Below are 15,977 nucleotides of genomic sequence, written 5' to 3'. Positions count from 1 at the left end.
CTCGTGCGTACCGATGCCCTGCTGGCCTTCGTGGTCGGCGTGCCGCTTGTAGTGCTGTCCTCGGTGGTGGCCGCGCTGTCGGTCCCTGGACCCCGAGCCGTCGCGCTGGTTGCGGCGGCTCTGGTCGCGCATGTAGCACTCGCGTTCCGCCGTGCCCGTCCGCTCATCTCGCACGGCGTAGTGTGTGCCGCCTTCGCCTGTCAGACAGCAGTGACCGGCCTGTTCCTGGTGATGCCGTCTGTGCTGGTGTTCCCCCTCTCGCTGTTCGCCTGTACTGCGTACGGTTGGCGGTGGCTCGGGTTGATCACTGGGACTGTAGGCGCGGGCATAGTCACCATGAGATTCACGTACGACGACAGCGTGCGTACGGCCGAGCTCGGCCCGAACCCCTGGATGTTGTTCGCCCTGCTGCTGGCAGTGGTTGCCGCTGCCTGGAGCATGGGGCTATTTCGGCGGACACAGCTCGCCTACACGCACTTGCTGGAGGACCGGGCCGAGCAAGCAGCGGCCCGTGCAGTCCTGGACGAGCGGACCCGGATCGCTCGCGAGATGCACGATGTGGTGGCGCATTCCCTGTCGGTGATGGTGAATCAGGCCAAAGGCGGCCAGTACGCTCCGGATCGCGCCGCCGATACTCTGGCTGTCATCGAGGACACCGGGCGCCGCGCGCTGACGGATATGCGCGGCCTGCTCGGTGTGCTGCGAACCGGCCCAGCCGAGCAGCTGGCACAACCCACGCTGGCGGAACTGCCGGTGCTCCTTGCCCGGGTACGTCCTGCGGGATTACCCGTCGAGCTGGTCGAGCATGGCACGCCTGGGATGTTGGGCCCGGGGGCCGAGCTGACGGCGTACCGGATCATTCAGGAGGCGTTGACCAACACGGTCAAGTATGCAGGTCAGGCGAAGGCCGTGGTGACGTTGAGCTGGGAGGCTGCGGCGCTGGTGGTCACGGTCGTTGATGACGGCAACGGCCCGGCGGCGGAACCGGGCGATGGGCACGGACTGTTCGGGATGCGGGAGCGGGTGGCGGCGATCGGCGGGAAACTGACCACAGGTGAGGGCCCGAAGGGTGGGTTCCGGGTCGAGGCGCGGATCCCGGTGGAGGGGCGCGCATGATCAAGGTCTTCATCGTCGACGATCAGGATCTGGTCCGGATTGGCATGAAGATGGTGATCGACGCGCAGCCGGACCTCGAGGTCGTCGGCGAGGCCGCGGACGGGGGCCAGGCGCTGGAGCAGTTGGCGGTCACGGCCGCCGATGTCGTGCTGATGGACGTACGGATGCCGCGGATGGACGGCGTCGAGGCGACCCGGCGGCTGCTGGCCCGGCCCGGCGCCACCAGCCGCGTCATCGTGCTGACCACCTTCGACCTGGACGAATACGCCTTCGCGGCGCTCAAGGCCGGCGCGTCCGGCTTCCTGCTCAAAGACGGCACGACCGACGAGCTCCTCGCCGCTCTTCGCACCGTGCACCGAGGGGACGCCGTGATCGCCCCGTCGACGACCCGGCGTCTGCTCGACCACGTCGCACCCGACCTGCCCGCGGATGACGGACCTGACCCGCTCGCCCCGCTGACCGAGCGGGAACGTGAGGTCTTGCTGCACCTGGCCCAGGGCCGGTCGAACGCGGAGATCGCGGCGGAACTCTATCTGTCCGAAGGCACCGTGAAGACCCACGTCGGCCGGGTCCTCACGAAACTAGGCCTGCGCGATCGCGTCCAGGCCGTCGTCTGGGCCTACGAACACCGCCTCATCCGACCTAGCTGACGCCGGAACCAGAGGTTTGTAGCGAGTCGCGCTTCGCTTTGGGTCAGGCGCTCTAGTTTGATGTGGCGGCCGCCGGGATGGTCGAACATGCGGACGCCGTCGCCGAGCATTACCGGGGCGATGCACACCAGGATCTCGTCCAGGGCGCCGGCTTCGAGGCACTGTCTGGCGATGTTGGCGCCGAGGACGTTGACGTACTTGTCGCCCGCGGCCACCTTCGCCTGCGCGAATCGGGTCCGACGATGCACGGGGCGGTTGGCGTCGCCATACCGGTGCGTCGCGCGGATGAGACTGCAGCCGTCCTGAAGATCTCCTTCACTCATCCCGGCAATATCGCCGAACCGAGGCGCTCGCCACCTGAGCAGGCCGTGGTGCGATGCGGCTACTAGAGCGCGATGACTCGGGCCCGCGGCCGCACCGGCGGCCCGCCCCGCCAAACTCACCCCGCACCAGTTCGATCAGGCCCAGCGCCTGTACGACACCGGCGAACTGACCGTCGACGAGATCGCGACCGCCTTCAACGTCGGGAGAGCCTTGTACCGCTACCTCAGCCCCGGCCCACGGCGACTGCGCGCTGGTCGTCCACCGCAACAGCAGACCGAAGGTCGATGCCGACACGAACCGCCGCTTCGGCGAAACCGGACAGACGAGACAGTGCAGATGGAGGCCGACAGGAAGTGGTGGAACGTCGCCCCCGCCCGACGGCCGCGGCTCAAGCGATGGTGTTCGTCGTCGACGGCGTCGTCACCCGAACAAGCTGCTGCCCAGCCTGCCGATGCGCCTCGGCGACCACTGGCCGCACGTTGGCGGGAAGATCCGCGAGTACCTCAAGAGGCGCGTGCAAGAACCCCATGAACCCCGATTGGCCCTCTTGGAGAGCGGGATGTGGTCGGCACCGAGATCAACCACATCCCGCCCGAGTCCGTGACGGGCTTCGGGTAATGGGCCCGGAGTACATCCGGCTGTCCGCCACCGGGCCCGAGGATCAGTGGGCAGAGATGCTGAGGCATGTTGGCCGACTGCGAGGGTAGGGCCCAACGGCGGTCAACATGATGGATGCGTTCGATCGACGAACTGCTGAGGTGGGAGTAGGGCCATGGACTTCATCGAGATCCGGTTCGACCTGGCTCTTCCGGTCGACCGGGACGACGTCGAGGACGAGTTGAACGAGGCGCTGGCCGGCGTCGGGGAGGTGAGCGGCGCAGGGTCCGGGGCGTTCGGGGCACATCTCGACGTCGACATCGACCCCGGGACGCCGAGGGACGAGGTGGTGGATCGCGTCCTTGGCCTGCTCAGCCGATTGGGCCTCGCCGGGCTGGCCCGGATCCGGCCCGGTGACGGGACGGAATGGATCGAGGCCGGAGCTGCCTGGAACAGTGGCAACGAGCGCGCCCCGGGCGCAAGCAGCGCTGCGGCCAGCCCGCGCTTTCCACACGGCAGGGAGATGAGAACTGTGGAGTGGATTGATTCCGGCGGCGGTCCGCTGATCGCCGTGCCCGAGTCAGTACTCGGAGCGTGGAAGGGGGCCGACGACGTGGATGAGGAGGCCGACGAGTTCGACGAGGAGGCCGGTGACTACGGGCGGGCGTGTGCGGTGGACGGCTACGCCGGAGCGATCGACGTTGGCGGCACGGCGGCCCTCGTTCTCGGCGACGCGCCCGCCCCGACTGCTTTCCTCCCGGAACACTCGCTCTTCGTACGCCGCGTGGCCGCCGACAGCGAGGAGGCCGCGCTTGCGGCCCTCGGGCAGGGGCTGGAAGTGGCGGAGTGGGAGGAGCCGACCGACTGGGAGGTGCCGGGGCCTGTCGTCCTCTTCGATTCCGCGTACTCCGCCGAGGATCTCGACAGCACTGCGTCCCTCCGCATTGATCTCGCGCCGGGGCACTACCGGGTCGAGTCCGCGTACGTGGAGCCGGACGACGACACCTGGCTCGTACTGATCAGGCTGACCGTCCGGTAGAGATGTGACCGAATGAGCGCCGAACTCCGGCGGGCAGTCGAGGAATTGCGCTCCGCGCTCTCGTCGCGGAGCGAGTGGCACCTGCCGAACTCGCTGCCCCCGGAGTCCGCTCACCGGACCCGGGGTCGGAGCCGGTCTGCATCGGGCTGCTCGCCCGGCCTGCCGACAAGGCGCCGTGGCGGCCGACGGGCCAGGAAACGGGTGTGGACGGTCTTCCATGTGCACAGTCCGCTGGTGGATCCACGGACGGAGGGAAAGGTGAGGTGCTACGCTCCGCTCTCCGTGGCCTTGCTCAACCAGCAAAGCGGACCGGGAATGGAGACCAGAGCCGGGCACAGCAAAATCTGAACGGCCAAGGATGGGACTCGCTCGTTATCAGTTACTCGACGACGATTTCGACCGGCACGTTTCCCTGGGTGGCCAGGGAGTACGGGCAGGAGCGGTGTGTTGCCTCCAGCAACTTCTTGCCGGCTTCCCCCCTGAGGTGATCGGGCAGCTCGACCCGGAGGACGGCGGCCAGGGCGAACCCCGGACCGTTGGGGACGAGACTGACCTCGGCGGTCACAGCGACGTCCCTGGCGTCCAGTCCCATGCGCTGTGCGATGAGGTCCATCGTGGTGGAGAAGCAGGCCGCCCAGCCCGCGGCGAACAACTGCTCAGGGTTGGTGCCGTCGCCCGTTCCGCCCATCTCCTTGGGTAGTGCGAGCTTGAGGTCCAGGCGTCGGTCCGAGGTGACGGCTCGAGCGTCGCGACCGGACGACGTGGCGATGGCTGTGTAGGTGGGGTTCATGGCGTTCCCTCCGAAGGGCGTGATCGTGAACGAGGTCCACGATCAGCGAGGGCAGGGAGCCATCTCAATTACCTCTTAGGTGCGGCAATACGCGTTACCTGGCAGGTAATGGTTGGTTGGTGGGCCGCGTCGTAGGCTGGAGTGACCATGACTGCTGAACTTCTGGAAGAGCCACAGACCGTCGGTGAGCTGATTCGCTTCTGGCGCATGCGCAGGCGACTGAGTCAGCTCGACCTGGCTCTGCAGGCCGAGATGTCGACGAAGCATCTCAGCTTCGTGGAGACGAGTCGTGCGCGGCCCAGCCGGCAACTGCTGATCCACCTCTCGCACCAGCTCGATCTGCCCATGGCTGAACGGAACCGACTGCTGTTGGCGGGTGGCTTCGCTCCGGTCTACCTCAACCAGCCTTACGAGGCCGAGGCGATGAGGCCGCTGCGCGAATCACTGCACCGATTGCTCGACGCGCACATGCCCAACCCGGCCCTCATCGTCGACGGACTGTGGAACCTGATCGAGGCCAACGATGCGGCCTCCTTGCTGTGGGCAGGTGTGGATCCCGAACTCTTGAAACCACCAGTAAACATGCTGCGGCTGTCCGCACATCCCGACGGCCTGCCGAGTGTCTCCTCCATGACCGCCGCCTGCAGTATTCCGCTGATCTACCAATTGAAACGCAAGAGCCGCGAAAACGCGGACAAAGCGCTCGCGGAATTGATCGATGAAGTCGAGTCCTATTTACCCGATCAGGCGCCGGCGACAGGAATTCAGCAGCCGATGGTCACCCTCGACCTTCGTACTCGACTGGGCAACGTCCGGCTGTTCACCTTGATCGCCACGATCGGCGCTCCTCTCGAAGTCACCGCCGCGAGTCTTGCGATCGAGACCTTCCTTCCTGCCGATACCACGAGCGCGGCCCGGCTGCGCGAACTGGCGGACACCAGTGCCGCGAGGAAGGTCAGCAGATGAAGCGCTCGCGCACTAGGTGTCGAGGAAGTCCCATTCGGCGCCCAGGACCCACCTGAGGGCTGACAGCTTTCCGTTGAGCATCCCCCATTCGAAGTCGTCGGACGGGCCGAGCTCGGCGGGGCCTCCGTAGCGGTCTTCGACTCTCTGGATCGGTGGGCCGGCGACGGCCAGCAGGTTGTCCATCGCCTGCTGATCACCAGTGTCTTCAAGTCGAGACAGATGATTGATGGAGCGCTGGTACCAGATCCGGTCGAAGAGCTCGTTCTCCGCTTCTTGGATCTCGTCCAGGCGGCGAGGCTCCTCGACGACGTCTGTGTCTGCGAACAGCTCTTCAAGTTCCTCTCCGAGGTTCTCGGCGAGGACCTGCCTCAGTCCGTCTACACAAGGCCGTAGCTGGATCCCGCACCGAAGATGTTGGCCAGGTCGGGGTGCGGCTCTCGCTTGTCGCCCTGCGGTGTTGAGAAGTCGTCGGAATTTGAGGTCACGAAACCGTGTGGATCTGTCGAAAGATCAGCTCTGCCGGAAGCGGACGCGTACAGCTCGATCAGCAGCGCGTCGGCCACGCTGTTGCGGGATCGATGGAATGGAGCGGCCTTGTCGAGTCCGCGCTGGACAACGCGACTGCGCTCATCATCCGTCGGCTCGATCTGCTCCCCCTTGGTGAGCAGCTCAAGGATCTCGTCGAAGTTCCGAGTGGCCTTCGCGCCTATCAGCGGAACTTGGTGCGCCAGTTCGTCGAGCACCTGCAGCGTGTCCGACGCCAGCGCCGCCGAAGTCGTCTCCGGCGGTAGTTGGCCGAGCCGGGCTGCACAGCGCGCACGTGAACCTTGCGGCGATGCTTGAGGTGGTTGCCCCTACGTGAACGGCGATCGAGAGTGGCGTGACCTCTTGATCTATGACCTGACCAATGCCCGCCTGTGTCTCGGCTTCAGCTCGCTGGAGGACAACTGGACGGAGCCTTCCGATACGCGGACTTTCGCAACCCCGTTGGGGAGCCGCTTCCTCCGATTCATGTCCGCCGGCGCCTGAGTACACGGCCTCGCCCGGTGCACGCAGCGCCTCAAGCGCCTACTGGACACAGAACCCGCTGTGCAGAGTGAGCCGGTGGCCGTGGGGCAGACTGGGCTTGGTGAGCATATTCAAGCGGCGGCGTATACCGTCTGACGGGCTGGTAGCTGAGGCGGCGCGGAATCCGGGTGGGTGGGTTTACGAGATCGATGGGGACTGGGTCGACGATCCGAACGGTTATGTGCCGCCGGAGGCGATTCGTGGGGGTTGGCGGGTCGACGAGGCGGGGCGGCTCACTGGTGAGTTCGTGCCTAACAAGCGGCATGGGCGGCCGCGGGACGACTTTGAGTTGCTCACCAAGGCTGATCATTGGCTCGGCTGGCTGGGAGATCAGCCCGGGCGAGCGGTGCGCGACAGGATCGAGGAGTTGCTGGTGCAGCAGGTCGAAGTGGCCAAGGTCGAGTGGTTGAAGATCACCGAGGAGCCGAAGTTCCTCACAGGTGGCATGCCGCTGGCGGATGATCCGGGTAGGGCGCAGGTGGTGCGGACCGGTCTTGCCGTGGAGTTCGGGCTGTCGGTGGTGCAGCTGGATGGGCGGCGGGACGTGCTGACGGGTGTGTTCAGTCTGGCCGTGGCCAGGATGGACGAGCCGGCGGCGCGTGAGCAGTCCTGGCTCGATCTGGGCGAAACCATCGACCAGATCGGGCCACTCCTGGAGGAACGGTTGCTTTCCCTCGGCTGAAGACGTCAGGCCAGGCCCGACGGACAACCTGGGAGTCCGGCTGCCCCAGCGTCAGTGGAGCTGTGGGTGGGGCGGCTTTGCCGGTCAAACGCGGCATGAGAAGCAATCGCTTCGTCGCGCTGGAGACACAGTCTGAGTGAGCGACGCGACGGTGGTGCGGTGGTCGCGCCGCTCGCGGTCAGTCTGCCGTTGGGAAGCCATGGACGCCAGACTCGATCGAGTCTGGCGTCACAGACCCACGGGCTAGGGTTTATCCGGAGAAGCCGAGACAGAGGGTTGTCCTCAGAAGGGGTGACGTTGAAGTCTTGGCTGCGGAGCTCGAGGAGGCTCGCAGTGTCGCCGGTCCCGAGCCTGCCTGCTGGCGGTGCCTCGCGCCTCGACGCCATGCGGGCGGCGGCTACACCCGCCAAGTGGCTCCGGGCCGGAGACCGGCGACACCGCATAAGCCTGGATCCACCGATGTTGGGGCCTGGGTGAGCGGGTCGTAACGCGAGAATGCCCTTACGTGCTGGGAAAATTGGACTTGTCTAAGGTCCCAAAAGTCACAGCCGGAAGGGCATCTCTGAGATGCAACTCTCTCATACTCCGCGGGCTGTTTCAGCGGTGTTCGACGATCCGAATCTCGTGTCGGCCGGTGGCTTGGTGCCGATCGTTGCGTTGGCTCAGCAGGCGGGGCTGCGGTCGCTGGCCGATGAGCATCTGAGTGTGCCGACCGACAAGGGTGCCAACGCCGGGTTGAAGGTGGCCTCGCTGGTCGCGGGGATGGTGGGCGGCGCGGACAGCATCGACGACCTGGGCCTGTTGCGGCTCGTGCTCGTCTGTTGTACGGGGAGTGGCTTCGACGGACTGGTCGCAGGGTGGACGCGCGCCGGGAGTTGAACGAAGCGCACGAGATGTTCACCGCGATGGGCGCGGCGGGGTTTGCCGAGCGCACCCGCCGAGAACTGGCGGCGACCGGGACAACGGTGCGCAAGCGCACTGTTGAGACTCGTGATGACCTGACCGCGCAGGAGGCTCAGATCGCGTTCTGGCTTGTGGCGGGATGTCGACGCCGGAGATTGCCGCGCAGCTGTTCGTGAGTCCGCGAACCGTTGAGTGGCATCTGGGCAAGGTGTTCTCCAAGCTCGGCATCAACAGGCGCGGGCAGCTTGGAGGAGCGCTGCGTGATGACGGAGCCGTTGTCACTGCCCCCGCAAGCGTCACCGACGCGACCAAGGCCGCGTACGACGCGGCCGTCCCGTCGCAAGCGTCTGAGCGTCGACCGGCATACCCCGGCACGATCGCGCCTGTCGCCTCCCCAACGAAGCGCAAGTACCCGCAGCAGACCGGGACAGCCTGAGCGGGGGCCATCATCTCCGCTCGCCGCGGCCGAGCAGGACGGTGGCGCCGCCCCGGGCGGGGACGTCGCCACTATCTGGGTCGCTGTGGGCTTGGGCTGGCCTGCTACTTCAGTTCGCCGCGATGAGCGCTCCACAGCTGGCTGTCCGGCAGCATGTTCTCGTCGGTGAGGAACTGCAGGCGGCGGGCATGGATTTCCAGCCTCTGGTGATCGCTCGCGATTGCGTCCTGCCGCAGGTCCATCGCGAACGGGTGGCTGAACTCCGGAGTCGATGCGTTGATGATGGGGAAGTACCCGGGGCCTGCGACAGGGCGGGATTGAGGATCCACACGGTCGTGGCCGGAACGCTGCACGGCTGCAAGGTGAGCGGCTCGTCCTGGTATGCGACGCTCGCCAAGCCCACGCACAGGCCACTGGGCACCCCGAGCGGCGCATACTCTTGCTGCACAGCCGTCAGGCTGCCGTAGTGACTGTTCACCTCCGCGGACACCATCCCTGCCGCATAGAAGGCAGAGACGGAGCCCCCGTACGGGATGATGTCTTCCGAAGGGTCAGTGTCCGAGCCGCTGGCCTGCTTCAAGATCAGCGGCTGGCCGACGGTCGCAACCCCGCCAAGCACGGCCTCGACGAAGCTGGGGTGGGCCGGCGCGCCGAGCACCTTGCTGAAGACGGAGATGCAGACGTCGCCGCACTCTGGGGTGGCGGCGCTCGCGAAGACCGTCCCCACCGTGGTCACAGCGCCGACCATGGTCAGCGTCGCCGCACCGGTCAGCACCTTGCGCTTGATGGACATGAGCAGTTCCTTTCGTGAACCGCAGCCGCACCCGACGCACGGCTGTTGTGCTGGTCTCGGGGTAGGCCCAGGCCAACAGGTCACAGGGCCGCGAGCGACGTCTTGCGCGACGTCCGCGGGCTTTACATGACGACTCGTCTGGGCCAAGCCCCTGCACACGTTGGTACTGCCTCACGATCGCGCAGCGGGCTGCGGCGCCGCCCCGTGAAATCACGGGACGTTGCCCGGGAGTGCTCTGGTCCGCGATGGGACAACCGAGCGCTACGTTCGGGGCTGACGGCGACCGCCGAGCACTACCCACTGCCGTCGATCTGACCTCACCGCCGCCGTCGTCATGGTTCTCACCGACGGTTACAGGCGCTCCCCGCTTCGGGATCATGACGATCAGCGCGACAGAAGGACTGAACATCTCTCGTCTGGACTTGCGCCTGGTCTCCCTTCGGGGGATGGCTGCAATGCGCCCGACAACTGTCAACGGACAGCGGGACTTCCCTGTGGGTGGACGGTTGGTCTCCTTGCCGGCGGAGAGTTGATCTCGTTGTCCGCGGACAACTGATCGTCTTGTAGGGGGTCAGTTCAGGGGCATCACTCCTTGTCCTGCGGTGGCCTCGGACAGGCGGAGTGAGGTGCCTTCGGTGAGGACGACGTGGGCCTGGTGTAGGAGCCGGTCGACGGTCGCGGTGGCCAGTGTTTTGGGCATGATGGTGTCGAACCCGGACGGGTGCAGGTTGGATGTGACGGCGATGCTGCGGCGTTCGTAGGCGGCGTCGAGGTCGGCTACGACCTGGCTCTGCGCCTCCTACCGATCCGTCTTTCGGCTAGAGCTGGACCCAGCCCTGAGGTCCGGCTATCGCCACGGGCGGCGGTCGACGGGGGGAGGAGTCACGCGTCACTGCGTGACATTCACGAGCGGGCAATGCCCACCATGGAGAACTCTGCGCGCGCTCCCGACGAGGCGACCTCGAGAGACCAGTGAAGTGGCCGGGGTATTCCACGGGCGCAACTCATGCGCGGCACGAGCAGGCTGGTGGCGTCACCGACCCCCAAGACCCAGGAGAGGCACATGACTGCCGTCACCGAAACGCAAGCGGACGCCAGCGCGATCCGTCCGTTCACATTCGAGGCCACCGAGGCGGACCTCGAGGAGCTGCGTGCGCGCATCGCGGCCACGCGCTGGCCCGAAAGGGAGCCCGTCGACGATCAGTCCCAGGGCGTGCAGCTCGCGACGATCCAGGCACTCGCGCGCTACTGGGAGACCGGGTACGACTGGCGCGCATGCGAGGCGAGGCTGAAGCCTTTGCCGCAGTTCGTCACGGAGATCGACGGGCTCGACATCCATTTCATCCACGTTCGTTCGGACCACGAGGATGCGTTGCCGCTCATCGTCACCCACGGGTGGCCCGGCTCGATCATCGAACAGCTGAAGATCATCGATCCACTGACGAATCCAACGGCACACGGCGGGAGTGCCGCAGACGCTTTTGACGTCGTCATCCCCTCGCTGCCGGGCTACGGGTTCTCGGGCAAACCGACCACCACCGGCTGGAGCCCCGACCGCATCGCGCGGGCGTGGGTGGAGCTGATGAGGCGTCTCGGCTACACGAGGTTCGTGGCCCAGGGCGGCGACTGGGGTGGGATGGTCGCGGATGTGATGGGTACGCAGGCGCCGCCGGAGTTGCTCGGCATTCACGTCACCTGGCCGTTCACGGTGCCACCGGAGATCGACCAGGCAGTTCAGACCGGTAACCCGCTGCCATCCGATCTCTCAGCCGACGAACAACGCGCGTGCGAGCAGCTGGGCTTTTTCTACACGCACGGGGTCGCCTACGCCCAGGAGCAGTCAACCCGACCGCAGACGCTGTACGGACTCGCCGATTCACCCGTCGGGCTGGCCGCGTGGATGCTCGACCACGACGCGGCCAGTCACGCACTTATTGCCCGCGTCTTCGACGGCCAGACCGAGGGCCTCACGCGAGACGACGTGCTCGACAACGTCACGCTCTACTGGCTGACCAACACGGCCGTGTCATCGGCGCGTATCTATTGGGAGAACAAGTTCGCCTTCTTTGCACCGAAGCACGTCGCCATCCCGGTCGCAGTGAGCGCCTTTCCTGACGAGGTCGTTCAAACCCCGCGGAGTTGGGCAGAGCGGGCGTACCCCAAGCTCATCTACTACAACAAGGCCGACAAGGGCGGCCACTTCGCGGCCTGGGAACAGCCGCAGCTGTTCTCCGAAGAGGTTCGCGCTGCCTTCAGGTCGCTCCGCTAGACGATCGTGTTCGACCGACTGCGCAAGCCCTCGCTCGACGGCGGGACCGAGAGGTTTGAACTCGGAGCCACTCGGCCCCGCCGAGCTGCTCGGCCAGGCCGTGCTGGTGACCTTCTGGTCGCTGGCGTGCATCAACTGGTTGCGCCAGGAGCCGTACATACGGGCGTGGTCACAGGCCTATCGAAACGACAGGCTGCTGGTGATCGGCGTGCACACCCCCGAGTTCTCGTTCGAGCCCGAGCTCGACCTGGTTCGGCGCGCGATAGCCTGCCGTTGCACACCCTGGACCTGCCGCGTTGGCTCGTTGCGCTCCTAGTCTCGCTGATGGTCATGGGCTTGGTCGTCGGCCCCATCGACCGCGAGTACCTGGCCTGGCGCGCGATGCATGCCGCACTGAAGGGCATCGAGTCGAGCCGAGCGTGAGCATGCGCGACATCTGCTCGAGATCGTCCAGAACTCGAACGCCGCCGCGGCCGACGATCGGAACCAGCTGATCAGAAGGCAGAACCGGACGGCCCCGGCTGCCGCGTGCAGCTCCCTGGCCGCGTGGTGCCGTTGTCTGAGGCAACGTTGTGGTGAACAGGGGCGTGTCGTGCGTGGGGCGTGGGGTCCCGGCGCGTGCCACCCTCGACGTCCCCGCAGAAACCGCCTACCAGGTCGCGCGCTGGCTGAGCAATTATCGAAACACACACGACGCACGTCCGTGGCAGCGAGTCGCGACCCCGTTCGTGCAAGCGGTCATGGCGCTGCGCTGGGTCAATGAAGCCATCGACGTACCGAGCCTGGCCCGCGACGCCGGCGTGAGTGTCGCCACCGCATCCCGGTACCTGCACGAAGCGATCGACGTGATCGCCGATCAGGCACCCGACCTGCCCGACGTTCTGGCCGAGGGCCTGCGCCAGGGCTGGGCGTTCGTTTGCCTGGACGGAACCTTGATTCCATCCACGCGTGTCAGCGCACCGTCGCAGGCCGGCCATGACCTGTGGTACTCGGGCAAGCACAAGCAGCACGGCGGGAACGTCCAGGTGCTGACCGACCCGACCGGATACCCGGTGGGGGTCAGCGACGTCGAGCCCGGTTCCACCCACGACATCACCGCCGCCCGGATCCACGCCCTGCCAGCGCTGTACCCGGCCGCCACCCACGGCCTGCCCACCCGACCGACAAGGGCTACGCAGGCGCAGGCGCCGGGATCCACGCCCCCACCAAGGGCAACAACCTCGCCACCGACAATCACACCCGGAACCGGACGATCAACGCACTACGCGCCCCGGCAGAACGCGCCAACGCCCTGCTCAACGCACCTGGAAAGCCCTCGAGCGCGTCACCCTCGACCCCTGGAGAATCGGCCAGATCACCACCGCAGCACTGGTGCTACTCAAACCCCAAAGACCAGCCCGGTGAGAAGACCTCACTAAACCTTCTGTGAGACATCTATGTGCATCGGAAGCGGACCAGCCCGCCGCGCTGCCTGAGTCAGAGCAGGGCATCGGCACCGGCCCGCGACACGGCTGGTACCGGTGCCCTGCTGTTCAGGGCTCTTCCTGTGCGACCTCACGTCCAGTTGACCCCGTTCGTGGCGCTCTTCCAGGCCGAGTTCAACTTCTTGTCTTCGAGGCCGGACCGTCATGGACGATGTGAAGTCGACGCCATCGTTCGCGACAACAGTTACCACCCGGGACAGCGCGCATCGAATGCACGCCGTCGCAGGTACGACTGAGCGACTCGCGGGGCAGGGCGCATCGTCGTCACCGGATGGCAACTCAGCTGGCGGCTTCATGCCACGTCAGCGGTTGGTACTCGCCTGTCGTGGGCCGATGGGGTGGCGAGGTGGAGCGCAGTGGTGACGAGGCCGGCGTGGCTGAGGGCTTGTGGCGTATTGCCGAGGTGGCGTCCGGTGATCGGGTCATATTCCTCGCTGAGAAGGCCGACGTCGTTGCGCAGGGACAATAGGCGGTCGAACAGCTCGGCGGCGTCATCCGTACGGCCGATTCCGTGCAGGGCGTCGACAAGCCAGAAGGAGCACGCCAAGAAGGCACCTTCCTCGCCGTGGACGCCGTCGACATTGGTGCCCTCGTTGCCAACGGCGTAGCGGAGGACGAGTCCGTTGCGGGTGAGGTCTCGTTGGATGGCGTCGACTGTGTCGACCATGCGCGGGTCTGCCCAGGGTAGGAATCCGTAGCGCGGCATGAGGAGGACCGATGCGTCCAGACGCGCGGAACCATAGGACTGGGTGAATGCTCGTCGCGACTGGCTGAATCCCCGGTGGCAGATTTCGGTGTGGATTGCCTCCCGGAGATCACGCAGTTCGTTCAGGGATCCGCCCGTGTGGTGCTTCTCGAGGACGCGGACAGCTCGGTCCACCCCGACCCAAGCCATCAGTTTGGAGTGAACGAAGTGTCGTTGCGGTCCACGGACCTCCCAGATGCCGTTGTCGGGTTCGGCCCAGTTCCGTTCAAGTTGTGTGAGCAGAGTCCGTTCCAGATGTGCCTCTACTGGGCGCGGCGGATCTTCTGCGTCGCGGGTCGCGTGCAGCGCGTCGAGGACTTCGCCCCAAACATCGTTCTGTCGTTGGGTTGCCGCCCCATTGCCGATGCGCACAGGTGAGGAGCCGGCGTGTCCGGGCAGCCAGTCCAGCGTCAGTTCGGGCAGGTGGCGCGCGCCGTCGACGGCATACATGATCTGCGTCCCGCTCGGGTCGCCGTCGACCGCCCGCACCAACCAGTCACGCCACGCGGAGGCTTCTTCGACATATCCAGTGGCGAGGAACGCCTGCAGCGTAAAGGCCGCGTCGCGCAACCAGCAGAAACGGTAGTCCCAGTTGCGTGAACCGCCGATCTGTTCGGGGAGCGACGTTGTTGCTGCGGCCAGGATGCCGCCGGTCGGGGCGAAAGTGAGCGCTTTCAGGGTGATGAGGGATCGCTTGACTGCGTCTGCCCAGGGACCGGAGTAAGTGCACTTGCTCACCCATTCGCGCCAGTAGGTTTCGGTGGCCGCGAGGCTGGCGGCGGCATCGACTGTGGGAAGGACGAGCTCCGGTGTGGGGGTGTATCCAAAGGCGAAGGAAATCTGCTGACCCGCCGGAACCACGAAGTCGCCGGCCAGGGTGCCGTGCGTTGCGGTCAGAGCGACGTCGCTTCTCAGCCACACGGAGTCTGGTCCTGCGGTTGCGATGAAGTGCCCTCCGACGCTACGGAGGCTCGGCACGACCTTGCCGTAATCCATTCTGGGGACCATGCACATGTGCATGGGAACCTCGCCCGCCAACCCCTCCAGAATGCGAACTACTTGAGGCCCTGTGCTTGTGGGTGACATGAAGTCGGTGACTCGTACGGCACCGTCCGGGGTGATCCATTCGGTGTCGAGGATGAGCGAGTCGCCACGGTAGCGGCGGCGCGTGCAGCGTCCGCCCGTCTGAGGCGCCAGGGCCCATCGGCCGTTCCGGGCATCGCCCAGGAGCGCCGCGAACACGGCCTGTGAGTCGAATCTTGGGAGGCATAGCCAGTCGATGGATCCATCGAGGCCGACAAGGGCGGCGGTGCGGAGATCGCCGATGAGCGCGTAGTCCTCGATCTGCTGCGTCATCATCGGCTCCTCTGCCTGCGGCGAACCACTCTTGCAGCAACCGTCGCGGATCGGGCGGCCCGTCGCCCCAGTGAAGACCCGGGTCAATGCCCGGGCGGAGGTCCCCGTAGCCACGAGAGAGCACGAGGACCGGACTAGGGTGTCTTCGTCGTCCTATCGCATGCTGAGGCACGGACGTGGTGGCGACGATGGCTCCGGTCGGCTGGTAGAGCCGGCCGCTTCGGATCCCGCCGCTGTGGTGCGCGGGGTCGGCCCACGGCCCGTCGAAGGATTGGTGCATATCCAACTACGACTTCCGGCCATCGTGCGGTGCACGACGCCGATGTCGAGCACCAGGAGCCGGTGCGGGATCTGTGTGAGGCTGGTGACGTCCCGGCTGGTCCACACGCCGGGAAGCTCGCTCCTGCTGGGCAGCGGCGGGAGTCAGTACGACCAACCACCAGCGCATCCCAACGGCATCCCGTCGTGCTAGGCCGTGACGTGTCGTCTCTCGCCGTCGCGTCGTCGCGCCGGTCTCCCAAGTGGAACGATCCGACGCCTGGGCGGATGCCAGATCGACTCACGATGCAGAAGCTGGAGTAGGCACCGTGCTTGGGACCCGGGAGGAGACCCGGGGATTCCCTGGGCGCGAGATTCAGATGAGACGACCAGGCTGGCGTCACGAGACCACAACCGGTCGGACTTGAACGGAGATCCTCATGAACACCTCTCCCACGGAGCCACCCACCCAGGACGGCCCCGGCCCAGAGTCGTCGTCAA

Annotated in this window: 14 protein-coding genes and 4 pseudogenes; 11 read left to right on the top strand and 7 right to left on the bottom strand. The window is 66.2% G+C overall.

Annotated elements, in window-relative coordinates; translation table 11 throughout:
* Positions 1–3 precede the first annotated feature (3 nt).
* The gene (locus EV648_RS16605; protein ID WP_132291612.1) at positions 4–1,116 is read left to right on the top strand and encodes a sensor histidine kinase; all 1,113 of its coding nucleotides are present in this window, start codon (positions 4–6) and stop codon (positions 1,114–1,116) included.
* Positions 1,113–1,766: a response regulator transcription factor gene (locus EV648_RS16600; RefSeq protein WP_132291609.1), complete on the top strand. Its 654-nt coding sequence runs from the start codon at positions 1,113–1,115 to the stop codon at positions 1,764–1,766. Before EV648_RS16605 ends, EV648_RS16600 begins: the two co-directional genes overlap by 4 nt.
* Here the strand turns inward: EV648_RS16600 and EV648_RS16595 are convergent.
* Positions 1,736–2,089, bottom strand: a complete 354-nt coding sequence (locus tag EV648_RS16595; RefSeq protein ID WP_132291606.1) for a dihydrofolate reductase family protein — start codon at positions 2,087–2,089, stop codon at positions 1,736–1,738. The genes EV648_RS16600 and EV648_RS16595 overlap by 31 nt on opposite strands.
* 115 nt (positions 2,090–2,204) lie before the next feature.
* Between EV648_RS16595 and EV648_RS45220 the strand changes: the two are divergent.
* A pseudogene (locus EV648_RS45220) lies at positions 2,205–2,621 on the top strand (hypothetical protein); the annotation flags it as partial.
* Between the two features lie 241 nt (positions 2,622–2,862).
* The gene (locus tag EV648_RS44115; RefSeq protein WP_241995257.1) at positions 2,863–3,726 is read left to right on the top strand and encodes an Imm21 family immunity protein; all 864 of its coding nucleotides are present in this window, start codon (positions 2,863–2,865) and stop codon (positions 3,724–3,726) included.
* 379 nt (positions 3,727–4,105) lie between these two features.
* On the opposite strand, the gene EV648_RS16575 is transcribed toward EV648_RS44115, so the two are convergent.
* Complete coding sequence (locus EV648_RS16575) at positions 4,106–4,516, bottom strand: Ohr family peroxiredoxin (protein WP_132291603.1); 411 nt, start codon at positions 4,514–4,516, stop codon at positions 4,106–4,108.
* Positions 4,517–4,663: 147 nt separating this feature from the next.
* Here EV648_RS16575 and EV648_RS16570 point away from each other — a divergent pair, with 147 nt between their 5' ends.
* Positions 4,664–5,482: a helix-turn-helix domain-containing protein gene (locus EV648_RS16570; RefSeq protein ID WP_132291600.1), complete on the top strand. Its 819-nt coding sequence runs from the start codon at positions 4,664–4,666 to the stop codon at positions 5,480–5,482.
* 12 nt (positions 5,483–5,494) lie between these two features.
* Here the strand turns inward: EV648_RS16570 and EV648_RS43265 are convergent, their stop codons facing one another.
* Positions 5,495–5,665 (bottom strand): hypothetical protein, encoded by a 171-nt coding sequence (locus EV648_RS43265; RefSeq protein WP_199234664.1) that lies wholly within the window; start codon positions 5,663–5,665, stop codon positions 5,495–5,497.
* Between the two features lie 36 nt (positions 5,666–5,701).
* Here EV648_RS43265 and EV648_RS43260 point away from each other — a divergent pair, with 36 nt between their 5' ends.
* Positions 5,702–5,875, top strand: coding sequence for a hypothetical protein (locus EV648_RS43260; protein WP_199234663.1), 174 nt, complete (start codon positions 5,702–5,704; stop codon positions 5,873–5,875).
* On the opposite strand, the gene EV648_RS43255 is transcribed toward EV648_RS43260, so the two are convergent.
* Positions 5,860–6,225 carry a PIN domain-containing protein gene (locus EV648_RS43255; protein WP_132291597.1) on the bottom strand — a complete coding sequence of 122 codons (366 nt, stop codon included), beginning with the start codon at positions 6,223–6,225 and terminating at the stop codon, positions 5,860–5,862. The two genes, EV648_RS43260 and EV648_RS43255, sit on opposite strands and share 16 nt — an antisense overlap.
* 353 nt (positions 6,226–6,578) lie before the next feature.
* Here EV648_RS43255 and EV648_RS16560 point away from each other — a divergent pair, with 353 nt between their 5' ends.
* The 3 genes and pseudogenes from EV648_RS16560 to EV648_RS16550 all read left to right on the top strand — a co-directional run bounded on the left by EV648_RS16560 (position 6,579) and on the right by EV648_RS16550 (position 8,571).
* On the top strand, positions 6,579–7,232 hold the full coding sequence (locus tag EV648_RS16560; RefSeq protein WP_199234662.1) for a hypothetical protein: 654 nt from the start codon (positions 6,579–6,581) through the stop codon (positions 7,230–7,232).
* A gap of 567 nt (positions 7,233–7,799) precedes the next feature.
* Positions 7,800–8,039, top strand: a pseudogene (locus tag EV648_RS16555) (IS1380 family transposase); the annotation flags it as partial.
* A 235-nt stretch (positions 8,040–8,274) separates the two neighbouring features.
* Complete coding sequence (locus EV648_RS16550) at positions 8,275–8,571, top strand: helix-turn-helix transcriptional regulator (RefSeq protein WP_241995255.1); 297 nt, start codon at positions 8,275–8,277, stop codon at positions 8,569–8,571.
* 109 nt (positions 8,572–8,680) lie between these two features.
* Here the strand turns inward: EV648_RS16550 and EV648_RS16545 are convergent, their stop codons facing one another.
* Positions 8,681–9,364: a hypothetical protein gene (locus EV648_RS16545; protein WP_132291594.1), complete on the bottom strand. Its 684-nt coding sequence runs from the start codon at positions 9,362–9,364 to the stop codon at positions 8,681–8,683.
* Positions 9,365–9,935: 571 nt separating this feature from the next.
* Positions 9,936–10,136: pseudogene (locus tag EV648_RS16540) on the bottom strand (ATP-binding protein); the annotation flags it as partial.
* Between the two features lie 291 nt (positions 10,137–10,427).
* Here EV648_RS16540 and EV648_RS16535 point away from each other — a divergent pair.
* Positions 10,428–11,633, top strand: a complete 1,206-nt coding sequence (locus EV648_RS16535; RefSeq protein ID WP_199234660.1) for an epoxide hydrolase family protein — start codon at positions 10,428–10,430, stop codon at positions 11,631–11,633.
* Positions 11,634–12,229: 596 nt separating this feature from the next.
* A pseudogene (locus EV648_RS16525) lies at positions 12,230–13,037 on the top strand (transposase family protein).
* Between the two features lie 372 nt (positions 13,038–13,409).
* Here the strand turns inward: EV648_RS16525 and EV648_RS16520 are convergent.
* The gene (locus EV648_RS16520; protein ID WP_132291588.1) at positions 13,410–15,218 is read right to left on the bottom strand and encodes a glycoside hydrolase family 15 protein; all 1,809 of its coding nucleotides are present in this window, start codon (positions 15,216–15,218) and stop codon (positions 13,410–13,412) included.
* Positions 15,219–15,977: the final 759 nt, after the last annotated feature.

This window comes from Kribbella sp. VKM Ac-2568 (assembly GCF_004345365.1).
GTDB classification, from domain to species: Bacteria; Actinomycetota; Actinomycetes; order Propionibacteriales; family Kribbellaceae; genus Kribbella; species Kribbella orskensis.
The sequence above is the reverse complement of the archived record's forward strand: the minus strand, read 5'-3'. Positions and strand labels throughout refer to the sequence as shown.